This window comes from Phragmitibacter flavus, assembly GCF_005780165.1.
GTDB classification, from domain to species: Bacteria; Verrucomicrobiota; Verrucomicrobiia; order Verrucomicrobiales; family Verrucomicrobiaceae; genus Phragmitibacter; species Phragmitibacter flavus.
Genome location: NZ_VAUV01000011.1, coordinates 155,519 through 173,179 on the forward strand (window position 1 = coordinate 155,519; position 17,661 = coordinate 173,179).

A 17,661-nucleotide genomic window follows, 5' to 3' on the forward strand; every position below is an offset into this window, starting at 1 on the left:
CTAGGCCAGGGTTTTGCAGGGAGGCCGTCCATCTCGCAATGACGACCAAGTTTCTTCAGAAGACACATCAAGAGGATCAACCTCCTTCGCCAAATCGTCCGGCAACTTCGCGGGCGACAGGATGGCAAGAAACACCAGTGGTTCCTGATGCGGATTGTAAGTCGCATGCACCGTCCCGGGAGGAACATGCGCCATCTCCCCCGCACTTAAAATCCGAACTTCGTCCCCCACCCACTGCTCCGCGCGACCATACAAGACATAAATGATTTCCTCCCGATGCGGATGCAGATGAAAAGGATGACAATGCATCGGAGCCAAATTGGCGCGCACCAACAGCAACTTCTCCGCATCCACCAGGTCAGGACTACACAACCACTCGTTGTGTGTCCATGGATTGATCTCCCGTGATGCATCTCCGACCTGAACGAAAAATCGATTCTCAGTGCTCATGGCGATGAACTTAGAGTTTCAGAGCTTTGAACTCTTTGGTCAAGTTGGTGAGCGAATCCTCAACCCCCATCCGCTCCAGCGAACTCGCTCCTACAAAACCGACCGCATCCGTGTTTTTGATCACCCGCTCCGCATCCGACGGCGTGTTGATGGGCCCCCCATGACAAAGGAAAAAGATATCCTTCCGCACCTGGCTCGCCGCATCAATGATCTCCTGCGTGCGCTTCAACGTATGCTCCCAACTCACCACCGCACTCTTCACCCCCACACTGCCACCTACCGTCGTGCCGACATGCGCAATGATCGCATCCGCCCCAGCCTTCGCCATCTCCACCGCCTCCTCCGGCGTCGCCACATACACCACGCTAAAAAGATCCATCTTCCGCGCGATGGCGACCATCTCATACTCCTTCTTCACACTCATTCCCGTCTCCTCCAACACCCCGCGAAAATGCCCGTCGACAATCGTGTGTGTCGGGAAATTGTTCACCCCTGAAAACCCCATTTCCTTCACTTTGCCAAGCCAATGCCACATGCGCCGGCGCGGGTCCGTCGCATGCACCCCGCAAATCACCGGCACCTCTTCCACCACCGGAAGCACCTCATACTCTCCAATCTCCATTGCGATCGCGTTCGCATCCCCATACGCCATCAATCCACAGGTCGAGCCATGCCCCATCATGCGAAACCGACCACTGTTATAAATGATAATCAAATCCGCCCCGCCCTTCTCAATGAATTTCGCGCTGATCCCCGTCCCCGCCCCTGCCGCAATGATCGCATTGCCCTTGTTGATCGTCGCTTGCAACCGCTCACGCACTTCCTCACGAGTGTAAGGGTTTCCTTTTCCAGTCCAGGGATTCGGCATAATTTCAATGGGTTAAATGAATAATCGAATGACATACTAACGACTCCTCCGCGAAAATGCTGTCTCAAACCGCATCACCACAATGCACGACGACCTATCTGAAACCCACATCCTCGGTCCCGACACCTTTCAGATCGTGGTGCGCCAGAACGACACCGACCAACGACCCTGGCTGCGCCATGCCCCCACCTGTCCCGCCCTCAAACACCATCGAATCGCTCACGCCGGTGCCTGCATCGCCAAAGACCCTTATCGCATTGTCCGCATGCAACAAAGCGGTGCGTATTTCATAGCCTGCATCGGCGGCGAGGGACGCATCCTCGTCGATGGCAAATGGAGGGTCTGCAAAGCCGGCATGGCCTGCCTTCTCCCTCCTCACATGCTCAACGCCTTCCACGCCATCCCCGGCAAATACTGGAGCTTCGCCTGGGTCCGCTACGAGGCCGCGCCCAATACCCATCCCATACTGAGCGCCAGTTCCCCGATGCTCGCCCCCTTCCATGGCCTCGCCATCCACAACGCCATCTCCGGACTCCACTCCGAGGCAAAAGGAGCCGCCACACCCTCCGTCATTCACCAATGGCTGGAACTCGTGCAAACCTACGTCCAACAATTCACCCAACCCCTGCGGATGGACAACCGCCTCTACCATCTCTGGAACCACGTCGAACCCCGACTCGAAAAAGACTGGACCGTCGACACCCTCGCCGCCCGCGCCCATCTCAGTGGCGAACACCTGCGCCGCCTCTGCCTCCACCAACTCGGCCGCCCCCCGCTGCGACACCTTACCTGGCTACGCATGCGACGCGCCGCCGAACTGCTCTCCACCACCGACGAAAAAATCGAAACCATCGCCCACCTCGTCGGCTACCAAAACCCCTTCGTCTTCTCCAACACCTTCAAAAAATGGATTGGCTGGCGTCCCAGCGAACACCGCAACCGAACTTGACCCGGCCACCCAAAACCAGCGAGTTTTACAAGCGAAACTACGGCTCTGTCGCCGACTGCACCGCTGCCTGCATCCACCTGTCCAGTCGAGACCAGTGATCTGGCAAACGGAAAACCGTAATTACATGCCCTCCCAAGCTGTGCCAGCGTTCGGGATAACCCAAGGCGACGTCGAGTTCGCGCTGAAGACGTGCAGGCACAATCAAATCCTGTCCCGCAGTCAGCAGCAGAACAGGCTTGCTTCTCAGATAGGGGGCCAGCTTGTCGGGATCCAAACGCGAGGTTTGACGGGTTAGCAATGCAAGCTGCTGAAGTTCCCGGGGATCGCTTTCACGGCCATTGGCAAGCTTGATGCCAGTCCGGGCTCCAGGCATTTGGGTGGTGAAAATCAACTCGCTCACACTGGCACCGCCGCAGACAAGAACGGCCGCATCCGGGGGACCATGCCGCACCGCAAGGGCCGGGACCACCAAAGCTCCTGCGCTGATTCCAAAATAAATGACCGGCCGTTTGGGGGAGATCGCACCCTTCACCTGCTCCTTTTCCAAAAGGGACAATACGGTTGCAACGGCGTCCGCCTCCCATGCAATGGTGGCATCTATGCGCCGGGCCAATTCTTCCGCTGCCTCGTGGGTGGTCGTCTCCTTGGTTTCCGCACGGTAGGTAAACTGATGAGGATCAATCGATGTCGAGACCACATCCCACCCATCCGCCACCATCTTGCCAGAACTCATGTCCATCGCCTGCTGCAAACCACGAGTGCCACCGTAGAGCGTGTTGAGCATCACCACGGTGCCCTTTTTTGCTTCCGCCGTGGTGGACTGGACAATAACAAGCTTCAGGTTGCCGGAGATTTCCGTCTTCATTTCCGATCCGTCGACCTTCATCGTCGTCGTCAAAGTCATCCGCTTCGACTGATCCCAGAACGGCAACGGTTTCTTCGCCAGCGTGATCAACTCCATCATTCCAGGCTTCCCCTCACGCAACACATGCCAGCCATTGACGACGCCCATGTCTTTTGGCGCTTTTCCTTTGATGACTTTGATCTTGGGTTTTTCAGCCTCCGGCATGTCAGGCCAGCGGACCGTCGGGAGTTCGAAAACTTCTCCGACAATCGACGACAACCTTGCGGATCGAATAAAAGTGCAGTCCGCCAGAAGGATGACAAAAAACAAGATCAGAAGCAGGCGCAAAGCGATCGTGTGCATCATCATCAACAACAACGCTCATTCTATTCAAAGCCTGGACAAACTGACTAGACAAAAAACACCGTCGTCTTTGCCCATCGGTTGGGTCAAACGAATCAACCTGTGGCAGCGACTGCGTTCCGCAGACAATCACCAATTTTTCGAGACAGCATTCGCCGCCCACCTCCGTTATCTTTGTTGACTCCCATCACCATCATGGCAAACACACCCCGCTTCCTCGCCCTCAGCTTCATCTCCCTGCTCACCGCCGCCAGCTTGCACGCGGCTCCGCCTCAGCGCTATACCCTCCAGGCCCGCGCCAGCGAGATCGATCCCAAAGCCAAGGAACACCCTGAACTCAGCTTCACCTTCACCAACAAAGAAGGCAAACCCGCCGACCTGCAAAACGCCTCCGTCGACACCAGCGTCAAACCCCAGGGCAAACTCGTCATCTGGCTCATGGGCCACAACGGAGCCCTGTTCGAACGCCTCAACAGCTACGGCGTCCACGCCATCCAGGTCCACTACGCCAATGGCTGGTTCGGAAAATTCGGCAACCTTTCCGACAAAGCCGACGGACAACTCCTCGGCCGCATCCGCCTCGAAGCCGCCACCGGCGAAGACCACAGCCCCGACGTCACCATCCCCAAACCCGACGGCATGATGGAACGCGCCTTCCAATTCGTAAAATGGCTCGACAAAGAAAATCCCGAAGGCAAATGGGACCACTTCATCAACGACACCAAGGACGGTTTGCGCTGGGACAAAGTCATCATCTCTGGAGCCTCCCACGGTGCCACCACCGCCGCCCGTTTTGCCAAACATCAGGCCGTTGACCGCGTCGTGATGTTCTGCGGCCCGCGCGATCAAAACGAAACCTGGCAGTCGCTTCCTTCCGCCACCGAACCCAACCGTTACTTCGGGTTCAGCCACACCCTCGACGGCGGATGGCCCGGCGATCATTATCCCCGCTCCTGGAAAATGCTCGGACTCGACCCGTTCGGACCCGACATCGACGTCGACCAAACGCCACCTCCCTACAAAAACAGCCGCCGCCTGATCACCAGCGCGGACGTCAACAACGACGAAAAACGCGCCCATAGTTGCGTCACCCCAGGCAAAGCCGCCGTCAAAGATGCAGACGGAAAATTCATCCACGAAGCCGTGTGGAAATACCTCTTCACCCATCCGGTGGCCGCAGTCGGCAAGTAGCCAGTTCATTTCCTTCAAAAGCCGCAAAAGCCGGATGACAGCGCGCCATCCGAGGCTTTGTTGTTTCCCATCATGCCATCATCTCTGGAAGCCCTCGTCGACTCCCTGCGCGCTCATCCCAACGTCCTCGAAAAACTTCACATCGCCACGGCTTACACTCCATCAGTCGAAGTCAGCCAGCATATTCCCATCGGCGACGACACCGCCGTCATCCCCAACGGCGACCACTACCTGCTCTTTGCCGCCGAGGGCATGATGGAATCCTTCATCAACCTCGATCCCTGGTTCGCCGGTTATTGCGCCGTGATGGTCAACCTCAGCGACATCGCCGCCATGGGCGGACGTCCCACCGCCATTGTCGATGTGCTCTGGTCGCATCCCGACTCCCCCATCATCAAAGAAATTTGGGCCGGCATGCGCGCCGCCTCCACCGCCTACAACGTCCCCATCGTCGGCGGTCACACCACCCGCTTTCCCATTGAACGCACCCCTCTTCTTGCCACCGCCGTCCTCGGTCGCGCCAACGCCATCATCTCCAGCTTCACCGCCGCGCCCGGTCAGGTCCTGCTCATGGCCATCGACCTCCGCGCCGCCTATCGCGGTGAAGGCACGCTATTCTGGAACGGCAGCGTCGGCGCTCCTCCCGAACAACTGCAAGGCGATCTCGACCTTCTTCCCCTTCTCGCCGAACAAGGCCTGGTCATCGCTGGAAAAGACATCAGCAATGGCGGCCTCCCCGGCACCCTCGCCATGCTCTGCGCCACCTCGCGCGTCGGAGCCACCGTCAACCTCGACGAACTCCCCATCCCTCCCGGCATCGACCTTCAACGCTGGCTGCTCTCTTTTCCCAGCTACGGTTACCTCCTCACCGCTCCGCCCGAAAACGTCGCGACCGTGCAGTCCATTTTCGAGACTCGCGGCCTCAACTGTGCCGCCATCGGCACCATCGACCCCGGCAACACCATCCACTTTACCCAGCAGCAAGATCAGCTGCGCGTGCCTTTTTGCCAGGTCGACTTTCCACCATCGCAGCTTTGAGCGTCGGTCCATCCCGCCACGTTCCAGCGATCATCACATCGCGCGGATGTTCCGCAAACCCGCGCTCATTCGCCATCATTTTCTGCAGCAGCAAATCCACCGTCGCCCCGCCGACATGGAACAAATTCCCATCAATCCCCGCCATCGTCCGGCGCTCCTCTTCCGTGCCAAACAGATGTGCCACCCCCACATCCTCCGGGACCTTCAGCCTCAGCCGTTCCAATAACTCAATCACCCGCACCTTGTAAGCAATCATCGCGTCCGGCCGATGTTCCTCAAACCAATCACGGAACGCCGTCATGTTCACGACCTTCCCCTCCGCCATGAAGGGAGGACAGCGCAAATGCTCCGGCATCTGCCATTGCTCATCCAAAGCCGCCGCCGACCACTGACCGCCCACCACCGCATTGTTGTGAACCGGTGCCACCAGCGCCGGTTTTTTATACCCCAACGCCCGCAACTGCCGGATCGCCAGCTTCACATTATGGAAGCCATTCAGATGCACCCGATCCACCTGCAACCCCGAAAAATACGTCCCCAATCCCACCACACAAAACTCCCGCACATCGATCCATCCCGGGTGCTCCCCATCTCTTGAAAACCCCAAAATCACCCCCCGGATTCCCCTCGCCCGCAGCACCTTGCAAAGCCGTGCCGGATCGTGCCCATACTCCTCCAGCGAAAATGCCTCCACCTGACAACCCAATTGCTCCGCCCGTGTTTTGATCCCATCCATATACCACTGGCAAACATCCTTCCCCCGCCACGCGTCGTGAACATCATTCGTCACCAACGCCAGCTTCTCCCCCAACGCCCCTTCCCGCCTGCGACGCTGCGCCATCAACGCCTGCACCATCGGATTCGGCACATACCCCATCGACACCGCCATCTCCTTGATCCGTTCCCGCAATCCCTCGCTGATCCGCAAATCCCCCTTGAGCGCCCGCGAAACCGTCGCCGCCGAAACCCCGACCGCCCCCGCCACATCCTGCATGCGAACTCCGCCTTCAATCATGATGGTGCTGCCCCACGAATCCTTTCATACCGTCCCTATCAGCACCAAACATGCCGGGGCAAGAATCAACACTGCCCACTGCCCACTGCCCACTGCCCACTGCCCACTGCCCACTGCCCACTGCCCACTGCCCACTGCCCACTGCCCACTGCCCACTGCCCACTGCCCACTTCCGACTTCCGACTTCCGACTTCCAACTTTCCCATCACTTTTCACTTTTCACTCTTCACTTTCCCCCTACCCTATTTCTCCACATGATCACCTGCGGCTGGTGCAGCACCCATTACCAACACTGGCAAAATCGTTGCGACTCCTGCGGCGGCCCCATGCCTCCAATGCCCGGCATGGCAATCGGTGCCCCACCGCCACCTGCCCCGCGCTCGGTCCCCAGCGGATTCCCCCTTCGCGTCCTTCTCACGAACAACATCGCCAGCATCATCGGAGCCATTATCTTCGGCGCCGGTGCCTTCATGACCCTGATGTTCCTGGTTGCCGGAAACTGGGGCGCTCTTTTTCCCGGACTCTTCGCCCTCGGCGGTTTTCTCGTCCTTCGCTTCGGGATCAAACAGGGCAGGTCCACCCTCCATGCCTTCCGCGATGGCATCGCCGTCGAAGGCAAGGTCCATCAGGTCAGCAAAGACACCACCACCACCGTCAACGGCGAGCACCCATGGAAACTCGTCTACCATTTCCGCGTCGCCGACCATCTCCACCAAGGCGTCCTGATCTCATTCGACAGCACCCTTTCCAAACGCGTTTCCGGCCAGCCCCTCTGGGTGCTCTACGTCCCCGAGAACCCCGAAAAAAACACCCTGTATCCTCCCGTCAAATAAGCCCTTCACAACTCAACCTCCTATTCTTCTCACAACATGATCACCTGCGGCTGGTGCAACACCCACTATCAAAAATGGCAAAGCCAATGTATCCCCTGCGGCGGCCCGATCCCCCCTCCACCCGGCATGGAGATCGGTCCCCCACCCCCCCCCCCCCCACGTGAAACCCCCAACCGTTCCGCCCGCCGCACCATGCTCACAAGCAACATCCTGGTGCTCGTCGGCCTCGGCTTCACCTTGCTCCCCCTTCTCCTCATCGTCCCCCTCTTCCTTGCCAACCCTTGGGCCGTGTTATTCCCGCTCTTCTTCCTCGTCGGCGGTCTCTCCATGATCAATCTCGGCTGGAAATCCGGACGCAAGACCCTTCACGCCTTCCGCGACGGCATCGCCGTGCAAGGCAACGTCCACTCCATCAATCGCGACCACACCACGACCGTCAACGGCCAGCATCCCTGGAAACTCACCTATCATTTCCCCGTCGACAACCGCATCCAGTCCGGCACCATCACCACTTTCAACAGCATCGTCGGCACTTTTAAATACGGCCAGCCCCTCTGGGTCCTCTACCTCCCCGAAGACCACGAAGCCAGCACTGTCTACCCCCCGATCAAATAGTCGCCTCTGGAACCCTACTGCCTACTGCCCACTTCCCACTTCCCACTTCCCACTTCCCACTTCCCACTTCCCATTACCACTTGAACTCCCCCCCATTCTCCCCATACAGTCCCGCCCGCTCCATTTTCCCGACTCCCCGTGCCCACCGATCCCACTCCTGCCACCCCAGATTCCCCCGAGCACTCCTCGCTCACTGAGACCAAACACGTCGACGCCCTCTACGGCGACTGGTTTCTCGACTACGCCAGCTACGTCATCCTCGAACGCGCCGTCCCCCACCTCTACGACGGACTCAAACCCGTTCAGCGCCGCATCATGCACTCCTTGCGGGAACTCGAAGACGGACGCTACAACAAGGTCGCCAACGTCGTCGGCAATACCATGAAATACCACCCCCACGGCGACGCCTCCATCGGCGACGCCATGGTTCAAATTGGCCAAAAAGAACTGCTCATCGACACCCAGGGCAACTGGGGTAACATCCTCACCGGCGACAACGCCGCCGCCGCCCGTTACATCGAAGCGCGCCTTTCCAAATTCGCCCTCGACGTCGTCTTCTCCCCCAAAGTCACTCACTGGGCCTCCAGCTACGACGGACGCAACAAAGAACCCGTCACCCTCCCCGTCAAATTCCCCCTTCTCCTCGCCCAGGGCGTCGAAGGCATCGCCGTCGGCCTCTCCTGCCGCATCCTTCCCCACAACTTCATCGAACTCATCGACGCCTCCATCGCCGCCCTGCGCGGTGAAACCATCCCCCTCTTTCCCGACTTCATCCAGGGCGGCATCATGGACGCCGCCGATTACAACGACGGCAAACGCGGCGGCAAAATCCGCGTCCGCGCCCGCATCGAACCCGGCGCCAAAAAGAACATCCTGCGCATCACCGAAATCCCCTTCAGCACCACCGCCGGCTCCATCCAGGACTCCATCGTCGCCGCCAACGACAAAGGCAAAATCAAGATCGCCAAAGTCGAGGACAACACCGCCGAATTCATCGAAATCCTCGTCCACCTCGTCCCCGGCGCCGACCCCGACCAGACCATCCAGGCCCTCTACGCCTTCACCGACTGCGAAATCTCCATCAGCGTCAACGCCGTCGTTATCCACGACAACAAACCCCGCTTCATCAGCGTCACCGAACTCGTCCAGTCCTCCGCCGAGCACAGCAAGGACCTCCTCAAACGCGAACTCGAAATCCAGCTCCAGGAACTCGAAGAAAAGTGGCACTTCAGCTCCCTCGAAAAAATCTTCATCGAAAAACGCATCTACCGCGATATCGAAGAAGCCACCACCTGGGACGCCGTCATCGGTGCCATCTGGCGCGGCCTCACCCCCTACCTCCCCCTCCTCAAACGCGAAGTCACCGAAGACGACATCGTCCGCCTCACCGAGATCCGCATCAAACGCATCTCCAAATTCAACACCTTCGAAGCCAACGAATACATCCGCGGCCTCGAAGACGAAATCGATCAAACCAACCGCCACCTCAAGCAGCTCACCCGCTACGCCATCGCCCACTTCGAGCGCCTCAAAAAACAATATTCCAAAGGCCGCGAACGCCGCACCGAAATCGCCGGTTTCGACCGCGTCGCCGCCTCCCAGGTCGCCATGGCCAACGAGATCCTCTATCTCGACGCCAAAGAAGGCTTTGCCGGTTACGGACTCAAAAAAGAAGGCGAGCCCCTAGGCAAATGTTCCACCATGGATGAAATCCTTTTCATCACCAAAGACGGCACCCTCTCCGTCACCAAAGTCGCCCCCAAATTCCACGTCGGCAAAAACCCCACCTACATCGACATCTTCAAACGCGACGAACAAGCCGTCTATTCCCTCATCTATCGCGACGGCAAACAAGGCCGCACCTACGCCAAACGTTTCCGCATCGGCGGCATCACCCGCGACAAGGAATACCCCCTCACCCAAAGCACCCCCGGCACCAAAATTCTCTACTTCCAGCGCCACGAAACCGAGGAGGAAAGCAACGCCCAGACCGCCATCCTCCACCTCCAGCCCAAGCTCTACCTGCGCAACCTCGTCATCGACTACAATTTTAGCGAACTCGCCATCAAAGGTCGAGAATCCAAAGGCAACCTCGTCACCGCCAACCCCGTCGACCGCGTCGTCACCCGCCGCGTCATAACGGAGGATTAAATCCTACTCGTCCTCCTACTCCTACTCCTACTCGTCCTCGAGCGAATTCCGCCCACAAAAAAGACGAGGCATTCCTGCCTCGTCCTCAAAAAATCAATCCTCGTCTGCCCATCAGATCCGATCCGACGTTTCACCGTCTGCTCCAAGCGCTGCACCCCGCGACGAATTCTCGCCTTCACCGTTCCAAGCGGCTCATTCAGCCTCGTCGCAATCTCGCTCTGCGTCAGCCCATTGAAATAAGCCAACTGGATCGCCTCACGCTGTTCAGGAGTCAGATCCATCACTGCGCTCTGCACCGCCTGATCGCTTTCGCGGGAAATCAGCAGATCGCTGGTATCCTCGTCAAACTCCGGCTGCACACTGCGGCTTTCCTGCTCGAAGTCATCGTTCAATCTTGCACGACGCTGTTTCGAACGGATCCGGTCAATCGCGCGGTTTCTCGCCAAGGTCGTCACCCAGGTAAGCGGCTTGCCTTTGGAGGGTTCATAAAGATGAGCTTTCTGCCAAATCTGCACCAAAACCTCCTGCATCACGTCTTCGGTGTCTTGGTGGTCATTCAGCACCCGATGAATCGTGGTGTAGAGAAGCCCGCTGAACTTTTTGTAAAATTGTTGGAAAGCCACCACATCGCGGTGCCCGATGGCTTGAAGCATGGTGCTGTCAATTTGAACCTCCTCAAGGCTCGCGGGATCTAATTCGCGACCCTTGCGGCGTTGCCGGCTAGGGGAAATAAGCGTATTCACAGGGTTAATGTCTATATTTCTGGGGTTTTGTCTATTAAAAACTTCACCGTTTTCACTTTTGTCTAACTTTTGACCATTAGCATGCAAGTAGTTACTTTCATTCATAATTCAAAAAAAAGTGAGGTGTTAACGATGTGGTTTTTGTTTCGATCCATTTATTGACTCTAGTGTTTCGCACCAGCGAGATAAATGGATTTGCCTATAAGACGCCCCAGCCAACAAATATTGGACAAAGAAAACCGACATTTGTCGAAGAATTATTTTCCCCCCAGTCAAACACCTTATCCCAATAGGTCTAAAAAATCACAGATGGACACAGATACACACAGATCAGAGCCATCAAAATTCGGATCCGAGGCACTACATCTGTGTGTATCTGTGTCCATCTGTGGTTAGAAAACTCATTCCTCCCTGCCTCACCTCTCCACAAAGTCTCCCATCACTATAAACCCCACCCCAAAAAACCCTCTGCGGACCTCCGCGCCTCTCTACGGTTGAAAAAAACCGTTCAAAAAACTTCACACCGGCCACCCCGCGATCCCCAATCGCTTTGCCACGCGCGTCGGCCTCTGCATCGCCTCCCGCATCCGCCCCTCTTCCCCCTCCGGTCGACGATCCACACAATTCGGATGCGTCTCGGCTGACTCAATCAACCCCAGCAACTTCAAGACATGCGCCGTGCTGTGTTTATACGCCGACGCACTACCCTTCTCGTCCAACCTGAATACCTGATCCTCAAATGACTGGATCGCCTCAAACAATTTGTAAACGTTCGTATCCAAACCCTTCCCACCCGTTTCCCGCCACATCGCCTTCGCCGCGCAAATCAACGGACACGCACTCACCCCCGCCCCAATCAACAACGGCAGTCCCAATCGGATCGCCGTGCAAATCCCAAAATCGTCCCCACTGTGCGGCGCAAAATCCAGACCCAACCCTTTGCACATGGATGCCCAATACAGAAAATGCGGTTCGTCCAATGTCGAAATCTTCCCGCCAACAAATTTCGGATGCCCCGCCAGTTGATGCAGCAACCACGGCTCATAAGGCGTCGCCCAAGGCACAAACGCCGGCTCCAGCGCATGCACAATCCCCGGCCTCGTCAGATGTTCCGCAATCTCAAAATAAGCGTCCCGCCTCCGCTGCGGGTCCAGCTGATTTAACGTCCGCGACGTCATGATCATCACCTCGCAATTCTCGTATTCCTGCACTGCCTCAATCAGCGGCAAATAGCGCCCCACCTTGAACTCCGATTCCCCCGCATCCCGCGCCGTCACCCCCGCCAAAAATTTCTGATCAGGAAACGCCATCCGGAACTGCCGCAACACCTCCCGATACTCCTCCATCGTCAGATCAAAAATATACCCGGTGTCCGCATTCAACACGAACGCCATCTCCACCCCGTAATGCTCCCCTGCCTTGCGCATCCAATCAATGCTCTTCACAAACCCCTCCCAATCCGCCTTCCCATCTGTGAATGGCAAAAGCGCCGCCACACACAGCCTCGCCTTCGCCTCATGATCCACCAATGCCTCCTCCGGCTCATGTGCCCACACCGTTTCACTCCACGGCGTCTCCGGTTTCAACAACGCCGGATCACTGATCAAATCAAAATCTTTCAAGGCAACAGCAGCAGCAACAACAGCGGACATGCCTCATGCTGCGAAGAACTGCATTTCCTGTCAATCTTCCAAAACCACACCCGCCTGTTTTGTCCTAATCCACCCTTTCAATGCTGGTCTCCATCCAAAACGCGCCCACTTGGAAGTCGACCTCTCAACGACTCGCTCCCTGCGTCTGCTGCGGCATTTGTTGTTTGCGATACTTCAACGGCGTCACCCCCGCCTCCCGAGCAAACACCTCGATAAAATACTTTGACTCCGCATATCCCGTCCGTTCCGCGATCTGCGCAATCGACAACTTCGAATGCTCCAGCAGTTCCTTCGCCTTCTCCATCCGCACCCGGGTAAATTCCTGCTTGGGTGACCTGCCCAACTGCTCCTTGAACCGCCGATACAATGCCGTTCTCGACGTTGAAACCTTCTCCAGCAGCTCCTCCACATTGATCCCCTTGCACGCGTGCTCGCGAATCAACCGAGCCGCCTTCGCCACATGCCGGTCGCTCACCGAGGCAATGTCCGTCGACTGCCGCGTCATCACCTTCTTCGGCGGCGAAAGACTCCACAATTTTGCCGCACGTTCCCCCGCCATCATGCGGTCCAACAATGCCGCTGCCTCATACCCAATGTTCTCCGCCCCCATGTCCACACTCGACAGCGGCGGAATGGACAGGTTGCACAAAAACTCATCATTGTTCACCCCCAGCACCGCCACCTCGTCCGGCACGCTCAGCTTCGCGTCGTGACAAGCCTCCAGCAGCATCAGACCCGCATCATCGTGACAGGTCATGATCGCCACCGGCTTCGGCAACTGCAGCACCCACTTCGCCAGATGCCTCCGCGACTGCTCCCACGTCGGTGGTCTCGCCCGTGATGGATGCTCATACACCGCACAATCATCGAACCCCCGCTTGCGCAACGCCCGCAAATACTCCTCGCACCGCATGTCATAATAATAATGCTCTCCCTGCGGCGTCCCGTAATAGGCAAAGTGGTGAAAGCCCCGCTCTTGAAAATGCGTCGCCGCCATCTCCGCGAGCGCCTCATTGTCGACCCCCACCGCCGGCAGTTGCAAGCCCTTGATGCCCGTCCACAAATCGATCGCCGCCACCTTTGACCGGCTGATCGCTCGCGCCATCGCACTCGTCGTCACCCTCGCAATGATCCCGTCACCACTCCACGAAGCCAGCCATTCAGGCGCCGGATCACTCAATCCCCCCGGCTTAAAATAAATTGACCACGGCCCATGCTCGCGCTCATACCGAATGATGCCGCGCAACAAACCCCGCCCATACTCTCGAGAGGTTTCAATGAAAAGGGCAACACGACGCGTGGACATAAGTGGTAAATCCTCACAAGAGGCAGAAAGCGTGCCGCCGCAACCCCATTCTTGTCCACCGTTTTCCCCTCATTTCACAGGGCAACCCAATCGGAAAACCCCTCCACTCACGACAATTCGCCGCGAATAAAAAGTGGTATTTTATTGAACAAAGTTGGATTGGAAACGGAATGCCAAAAGCTACCTTGGGTGGAGTTGAATGAACCTCATGAACTGCGTCTGCATCATCCACCATCAACTGACCACCCTGGCTCAAGCGATGGATTTTAAAAATGGACTGCTGCATTCACAGCCCTCGCCCCGACCTCCAACCGTTGCCATACCCTAATCCCATGAAAGCATTGTATCAAGGACTCGACCCACGCACTTCCACCGAAGTGGTGATGTGCGAACACATTCACGGAAATGATTTTGACTGCCCATGGCATTTCCATGAAGAGATGGAAATCATGCTCGTCATCTCCGGTGGCACCCAGCGCTGTATCGGCGACAACTTCTCACCGCTCACTCCCGGCGACCTCGTGGTGGTCGGTCCCAACCTCCTGCACGGCTACAGCAACGAATACCCCGAGGGCCAGCCCCGCAAACCCGTCGAAGCCATCTCCGTCAAGTTCAACCCCAGCCTCCTTGGCAGCTGGCTGCAAATGTCCGACGTCATGCAGTTGCAAAACTTCTTCCGTCAGGCTGCCAACGGCATCCAGGTGCGCGGCTCCACCCGCAAACGCGTGGCCGAGCGTATGCCTCTTCTTCTCAAAACCCAGGGCCTGCAACGTCTCATCCTGCTGCTGGAAATCCTCAACGAACTGAGCACCAGCAACGATCTCAGCCAGATCGCCTCCGCCGGTTTTTCCCTGGAATCCCCACCGGTCGATCACGGTCGCCTCAGCCGCATCACCCGCTTCATCAAAAAGCGCATCGGCGAACCCCTGTATCTCAAAGACGTCGCCAAACACGTCGGCATGAGCCCCGTCACCCTCAGCCGCTACCTGCGATCCCACCTGCGCAAGACATTCCCCACCTATCTCAATGAACTGCGCATCGCCCGCGTTTGCCGACTCCTCAAAGAAACCGACGCCACCGTCAGCGAAATCGCCGTCCATTGCGGCTTTGACTCCATGGCCAACTTCGAGCGTCAATTCCGCAAACTGCAAGGCTGCTCTCCCAAGGTTTACCGTCAGCGCTCCCATCGCGTCAGTTCCCCTGTCCTCCCCTCTTCGTCCAGCAATCATCGTCAGACCGCCACCACCAGCACCAGCCCCAACAGCAATCACCTCTGGCAAGCACAGCCCAACAAAACCGTCCAAACCGCCTTCATGGCAATGTGAGGAGTCGGCCTTGCGAGTGGCAGAAGGATCTCGATCACCGGGAGAAAAACCCAGTTGCAGCCCCCCCACACCCGCCGTAATTTCCCGGCTACACATATGCGCTTGTAGCTCAGCGGTTAGAGCAGGGGACTCATAATCCCTTGGTCGTGGGTTCAAATCCCCCCGGGCGCACTTCTTCAGTCGAGTCAAAAATTTTAAATGACGTAGAGCTGAGGAAAATAAATCGTTGAAGCATCGGTTCCAAATGGCGCATATTGATCACAATTCGACCACGTCATCACGGCGTTCGGCGAGCGCGCAAACCTGGGACTTGAGAGCGGCGATTTTCACGGCCATGTCGTTTTTATCCATGCAGTATTTACTCCCGAGACTGGAAGTTTACGAATCTTCAAGATTTGAACTCGCTCAGCTCGGCATCTAAACTCGCAGATGAACTCGAACTTTCGAAGTTACGATGGTTTCTTTGAGCAAAGTCTAGCTGAGATAAATCCGGCGCTAGCTGACAATCTGGCTGTCATTGCTGAATTACTTCCACTGGAGGCAGACCTGGCGCTAGGTGTTATTCTTGGTTTTGCTTGCGATTCCACCCACGATAGGTTGCTTGTCTTGGTGCGAAACGTAATAAAAGCAATCCCCAAGGACTGGCTGATTAATCGGATTGAGGCCGTGGCAGAAAACACCGTTAACTTCGAAGATGAATGGGAGTATCGCCGATTACTCTATTTTTACGACCTGATCGATCCAGCTTTGGTTGAACGTCTCGCGCTTCGTGGGCTCAAAAGTTCAAACTTTGAAGTCATTGAAATAGCAAATGACCACTTGGCGCCCTGAAAGTTTCTAGCCAAGTTATGCTGTCGCCTCGCACAAACATCCGCCCATTCTTTCTGTCGGTGACGCTGGGGGGATGATCTGCAGCCAAGGACATCGAAATGAAACTCTACCCTAATTGCGCGATATCGATGCCCTCGTTTTCAGAAATATCCTCGATTCAGAAGCATGACACTCTCCATCTTCACCGTCCTCGTCGGACTTGCCTTCATCCTCTCGATCATCTCCCTGGTCAACGGCAAGGTGCCATTGGCAGTCGCGGTGATCTTGATTTGTGTCGCGCTGCTCTTTCCCCGCTAAGCTGAGCGGAATCTAAAACCATCGTCGACTTCAAAACAGTTCGAACTCTCCCTGATCGGGGATCACTGGTTCAATCGCATCGGGAGATTCATATCCCGGTCGGTTCACTTGCCGGGTGACGGGATAGGCTTCCATCTCGCCGTCATCGCAGGGACGCAACATCGCTTTGAGATCGGACTCGGTTGCGTCGGGCTCAAGCCATGCCCGCCATTCGTCCGGCTTCAAGATCGCTGGCATCCGGTCGATTACCCGCGCCACCACCCGATTCGCCGGGGTGCTTACAATCGTAAAGGCATCTCCTTCCCAAAGGGCTGCGAAGCACATCAATCCATCGCCCCTCAGGTGAATATGCCAGGGCTGACGAAAGGCTCCCATGTCGAGGCTGTCGTAGAAACCATGAACCGCCACCAGACAACGACGCGACTGGAAAGACGAACGGAAGGTTGGCAACTTCTCCACCGTTTCTCCTCGTGCCATCATTTGCCGACCACGAGGCGTCACAAACCCAAACTCTTTCATGGTGATCTTCGCGAGTCCATTCTCCATCGTCACCACCGGCGCAGGTTGCGATGGCCGCACCACAAAACGTTTGGGTGGATCAATCCGCACTTCGCTGAATTCCCATTTCGCGAAATCCTTCTGCACCCGGTCTTTGTAGCGCAGAAGATTGCACATTCACAGACCCTACGGCACGCTCCGACGATTTCAATCAATCACAGCTTGGACACCATCGGTGCCGCCGGTGATGGGTTTAAATCTCTAGAATAACGTCGCTGAATGATGCGGATTCCTCAGTCAGCAAGCCGAGGATGCGGCCAGTCGTTGCTATCTGAGCTGCTTGGCAAGCTCCAGCTTCTCACCTTCCAAACGCGAGATCCGGCGACGGAGGAATTCGGGGTCTGTTCTCAGCGTTTGTATTTGACCCATCGCCCGTGAATTCATGATGCCCCTCAGTTCAGCTCGCAAAGCATCAATCTGCGAGTCAATGCTCGTCATGCGTTTTTCCACATCGGCTATTATCGAAGGAGATGTCCCTACCTCCTTTCGACCAACGTTGAACTCGCCATCGCCGCCCATCAAAATGCTCACGTCGGCACCCGACAACTTCCACCAAATGACAAATCCACACAGAATCAGAATGATATATTTCATGAGGGGCGAACAAGGACAAACACCTGGACGCAATAAGC

General features: G+C 56.8%; 18 protein-coding genes and 1 tRNA gene. 10 read left to right on the forward strand and 9 right to left on the reverse strand.

All coding sequences use genetic code 11. From position 1 onward, the window contains the following. Positions 1-450: a cupin domain-containing protein gene (locus FEM03_RS15915; RefSeq protein WP_138087270.1), complete on the reverse strand. Its 450-nt coding sequence runs from the start codon at positions 448-450 to the stop codon at positions 1-3. A gap of 10 nt (positions 451-460) precedes the next feature. Continuing rightward, positions 461-1,318: a phosphoenolpyruvate hydrolase family protein gene (locus FEM03_RS15920; protein WP_138087271.1), complete on the reverse strand. Its 858-nt coding sequence runs from the start codon at positions 1,316-1,318 to the stop codon at positions 461-463. 82 nt (positions 1,319-1,400) lie between these two features. On the opposite strand from FEM03_RS15920, the gene FEM03_RS15925 reads away from it, so the two are divergent. Further along, a complete protein-coding gene (locus FEM03_RS15925) occupies positions 1,401-2,267 on the forward strand; it encodes an AraC family transcriptional regulator (protein ID WP_240772807.1) in 867 nt (288 codons plus the stop codon). Between the two features lie 37 nt (positions 2,268-2,304). Here FEM03_RS15925 and FEM03_RS15930 read toward each other — a convergent pair whose 3' ends face one another. Further along, complete coding sequence (locus tag FEM03_RS15930; RefSeq protein ID WP_138087273.1) at positions 2,305-3,480, reverse strand: alpha/beta hydrolase family protein; 1,176 nt, start codon at positions 3,478-3,480, stop codon at positions 2,305-2,307. Positions 3,481-3,669: 189 nt separating this feature from the next. Between FEM03_RS15930 and FEM03_RS15935 the strand changes: the two genes are divergently transcribed. Both FEM03_RS15935 and FEM03_RS15940 read left to right on the forward strand, forming a co-directional pair. Beyond that, entirely contained in the window at positions 3,670-4,665 is a 996-nt protein-coding gene (locus FEM03_RS15935; RefSeq protein ID WP_138087274.1) for a BPSS1187 family protein, read from the forward strand. Between the two features lie 72 nt (positions 4,666-4,737). Next, positions 4,738-5,703 carry a sll0787 family AIR synthase-like protein gene (locus FEM03_RS15940; RefSeq protein WP_240772808.1) on the forward strand — a complete coding sequence of 322 codons (966 nt, stop codon included), beginning with the start codon at positions 4,738-4,740 and terminating at the stop codon, positions 5,701-5,703. On the opposite strand, the gene FEM03_RS15945 is transcribed toward FEM03_RS15940, so the two are convergent. Continuing rightward, on the reverse strand, positions 5,636-6,718 hold the full coding sequence (locus tag FEM03_RS15945; RefSeq protein WP_138087275.1) for a LacI family DNA-binding transcriptional regulator: 1,083 nt from the start codon (positions 6,716-6,718) through the stop codon (positions 5,636-5,638). The genes FEM03_RS15940 and FEM03_RS15945 overlap by 68 nt on opposite strands. 254 nt (positions 6,719-6,972) lie before the next feature. On the opposite strand from FEM03_RS15945, the gene FEM03_RS15950 reads away from it, so the two are divergent. From FEM03_RS15950 to FEM03_RS15960, 3 genes are all read left to right on the forward strand, one after another. Continuing rightward, on the forward strand, positions 6,973-7,551 hold the full coding sequence (locus FEM03_RS15950; RefSeq protein WP_138087276.1) for a hypothetical protein: 579 nt from the start codon (positions 6,973-6,975) through the stop codon (positions 7,549-7,551). 192 nt (positions 7,552-7,743) lie between these two features. Further along, positions 7,744-8,166 (forward strand): hypothetical protein, encoded by a 423-nt coding sequence (locus FEM03_RS15955; protein ID WP_138087277.1) that lies wholly within the window; start codon positions 7,744-7,746, stop codon positions 8,164-8,166. Between the two features lie 138 nt (positions 8,167-8,304). Further along, positions 8,305-10,317, forward strand: a complete 2,013-nt coding sequence (locus tag FEM03_RS15960; RefSeq protein WP_138087278.1) for a DNA gyrase/topoisomerase IV subunit A — start codon at positions 8,305-8,307, stop codon at positions 10,315-10,317. Here FEM03_RS15960 and FEM03_RS15965 read toward each other — a convergent pair. The 3 genes from FEM03_RS15965 to FEM03_RS15975 form a co-directional block, all read right to left on the reverse strand. Next, complete coding sequence (locus tag FEM03_RS15965) at positions 10,314-10,970, reverse strand: sigma-70 family RNA polymerase sigma factor (RefSeq protein WP_166442903.1); 657 nt, start codon at positions 10,968-10,970, stop codon at positions 10,314-10,316. The two genes, FEM03_RS15960 and FEM03_RS15965, sit on opposite strands and share 4 nt — an antisense overlap. Before the next feature lie 608 nt (positions 10,971-11,578). Then, on the reverse strand, positions 11,579-12,712 hold the full coding sequence (locus tag FEM03_RS15970; RefSeq protein ID WP_138087280.1) for a beta/alpha barrel domain-containing protein: 1,134 nt from the start codon (positions 12,710-12,712) through the stop codon (positions 11,579-11,581). A 124-nt stretch (positions 12,713-12,836) separates the two neighbouring features. Then, positions 12,837-14,018 (reverse strand): XylR family transcriptional regulator, encoded by a 1,182-nt coding sequence (locus tag FEM03_RS15975; RefSeq protein WP_138087281.1) that lies wholly within the window; start codon positions 14,016-14,018, stop codon positions 12,837-12,839. A gap of 332 nt (positions 14,019-14,350) precedes the next feature. On the opposite strand from FEM03_RS15975, the gene FEM03_RS15980 reads away from it, so the two are divergent. The 4 genes from FEM03_RS15980 (at position 14,351) to FEM03_RS25645 (ending at position 16,471) form a co-directional block, all read left to right on the forward strand. Beyond that, positions 14,351-15,343, forward strand: a complete 993-nt coding sequence (locus FEM03_RS15980) for an AraC family transcriptional regulator (protein WP_166442904.1) — start codon at positions 14,351-14,353, stop codon at positions 15,341-15,343. A 98-nt stretch (positions 15,344-15,441) separates the two neighbouring features. After that, positions 15,442-15,514, forward strand: a tRNA-Ile gene (locus FEM03_RS15985). 258 nt (positions 15,515-15,772) lie between these two features. Beyond that, a complete protein-coding gene (locus FEM03_RS15990) occupies positions 15,773-16,174 on the forward strand; it encodes a hypothetical protein (RefSeq protein ID WP_138087283.1) in 402 nt (133 codons plus the stop codon). 165 nt (positions 16,175-16,339) lie between these two features. Then, positions 16,340-16,471: a hypothetical protein gene (locus FEM03_RS25645; protein WP_276609659.1), complete on the forward strand. Its 132-nt coding sequence runs from the start codon at positions 16,340-16,342 to the stop codon at positions 16,469-16,471. A 30-nt stretch (positions 16,472-16,501) separates the two neighbouring features. On the opposite strand, the gene FEM03_RS15995 is transcribed toward FEM03_RS25645, so the two are convergent. Then, positions 16,502-17,146 (reverse strand): SOS response-associated peptidase, encoded by a 645-nt coding sequence (locus tag FEM03_RS15995; RefSeq protein WP_138087284.1) that lies wholly within the window; start codon positions 17,144-17,146, stop codon positions 16,502-16,504. Positions 17,147-17,296: 150 nt separating this feature from the next. Further along, positions 17,297-17,623 carry a hypothetical protein gene (locus FEM03_RS16000; protein ID WP_138087285.1) on the reverse strand — a complete coding sequence of 109 codons (327 nt, stop codon included), beginning with the start codon at positions 17,621-17,623 and terminating at the stop codon, positions 17,297-17,299. Between the last annotated feature and the right edge of the window lie 38 nt (positions 17,624-17,661).

Bases quoted from the DNA above. Each gene is read 5' to 3' on its own strand.
- FEM03_RS15915 (WP_138087270.1), bottom strand. From the start codon at position 450: ATGAGCACTGAGAATCGATTTTTCGTTCAGGTCGGAGATGCATCACGG.
- FEM03_RS15920 (WP_138087271.1), bottom strand. From the start codon at position 1,318: ATGCCGAATCCCTGGACTGGAAAAGGAAACCCTTACACTCGTGAGGAA.
- FEM03_RS15925 (WP_240772807.1), top strand. From the start codon at position 1,401: ATGCACGACGACCTATCTGAAACCCACATCCTCGGTCCCGACACCTTT.
- FEM03_RS15930 (WP_138087273.1), bottom strand. From the start codon at position 3,480: ATGATGATGCACACGATCGCTTTGCGCCTGCTTCTGATCTTGTTTTTT.
- FEM03_RS15935 (WP_138087274.1), top strand. From the start codon at position 3,670: ATGGCAAACACACCCCGCTTCCTCGCCCTCAGCTTCATCTCCCTGCTC.
- FEM03_RS15940 (WP_240772808.1), top strand. From the start codon at position 4,738: ATGCCATCATCTCTGGAAGCCCTCGTCGACTCCCTGCGCGCTCATCCC.
- FEM03_RS15945 (WP_138087275.1), bottom strand. From the start codon at position 6,718: ATGATTGAAGGCGGAGTTCGCATGCAGGATGTGGCGGGGGCGGTCGGG.
- FEM03_RS15950 (WP_138087276.1), top strand. From the start codon at position 6,973: ATGATCACCTGCGGCTGGTGCAGCACCCATTACCAACACTGGCAAAAT.
- FEM03_RS15955 (WP_138087277.1), top strand. From the start codon at position 7,744: ATGCTCACAAGCAACATCCTGGTGCTCGTCGGCCTCGGCTTCACCTTG.
- FEM03_RS15965 (WP_166442903.1), bottom strand. From the start codon at position 10,970: ATGCTTCAAGCCATCGGGCACCGCGATGTGGTGGCTTTCCAACAATTT.
- FEM03_RS15970 (WP_138087280.1), bottom strand. From the start codon at position 12,712: ATGTCCGCTGTTGTTGCTGCTGCTGTTGCCTTGAAAGATTTTGATTTG.
- FEM03_RS15975 (WP_138087281.1), bottom strand. From the start codon at position 14,018: ATGTCCACGCGTCGTGTTGCCCTTTTCATTGAAACCTCTCGAGAGTAT.
- FEM03_RS15980 (WP_166442904.1), top strand. From the start codon at position 14,351: ATGAAAGCATTGTATCAAGGACTCGACCCACGCACTTCCACCGAAGTG.
- FEM03_RS15990 (WP_138087283.1), top strand. From the start codon at position 15,773: ATGAACTCGAACTTTCGAAGTTACGATGGTTTCTTTGAGCAAAGTCTA.
- FEM03_RS25645 (WP_276609659.1), top strand. From the start codon at position 16,340: ATGACACTCTCCATCTTCACCGTCCTCGTCGGACTTGCCTTCATCCTC.
- FEM03_RS15995 (WP_138087284.1), bottom strand. From the start codon at position 17,146: ATGTGCAATCTTCTGCGCTACAAAGACCGGGTGCAGAAGGATTTCGCG.
- FEM03_RS16000 (WP_138087285.1), bottom strand. From the start codon at position 17,623: ATGAAATATATCATTCTGATTCTGTGTGGATTTGTCATTTGGTGGAAG.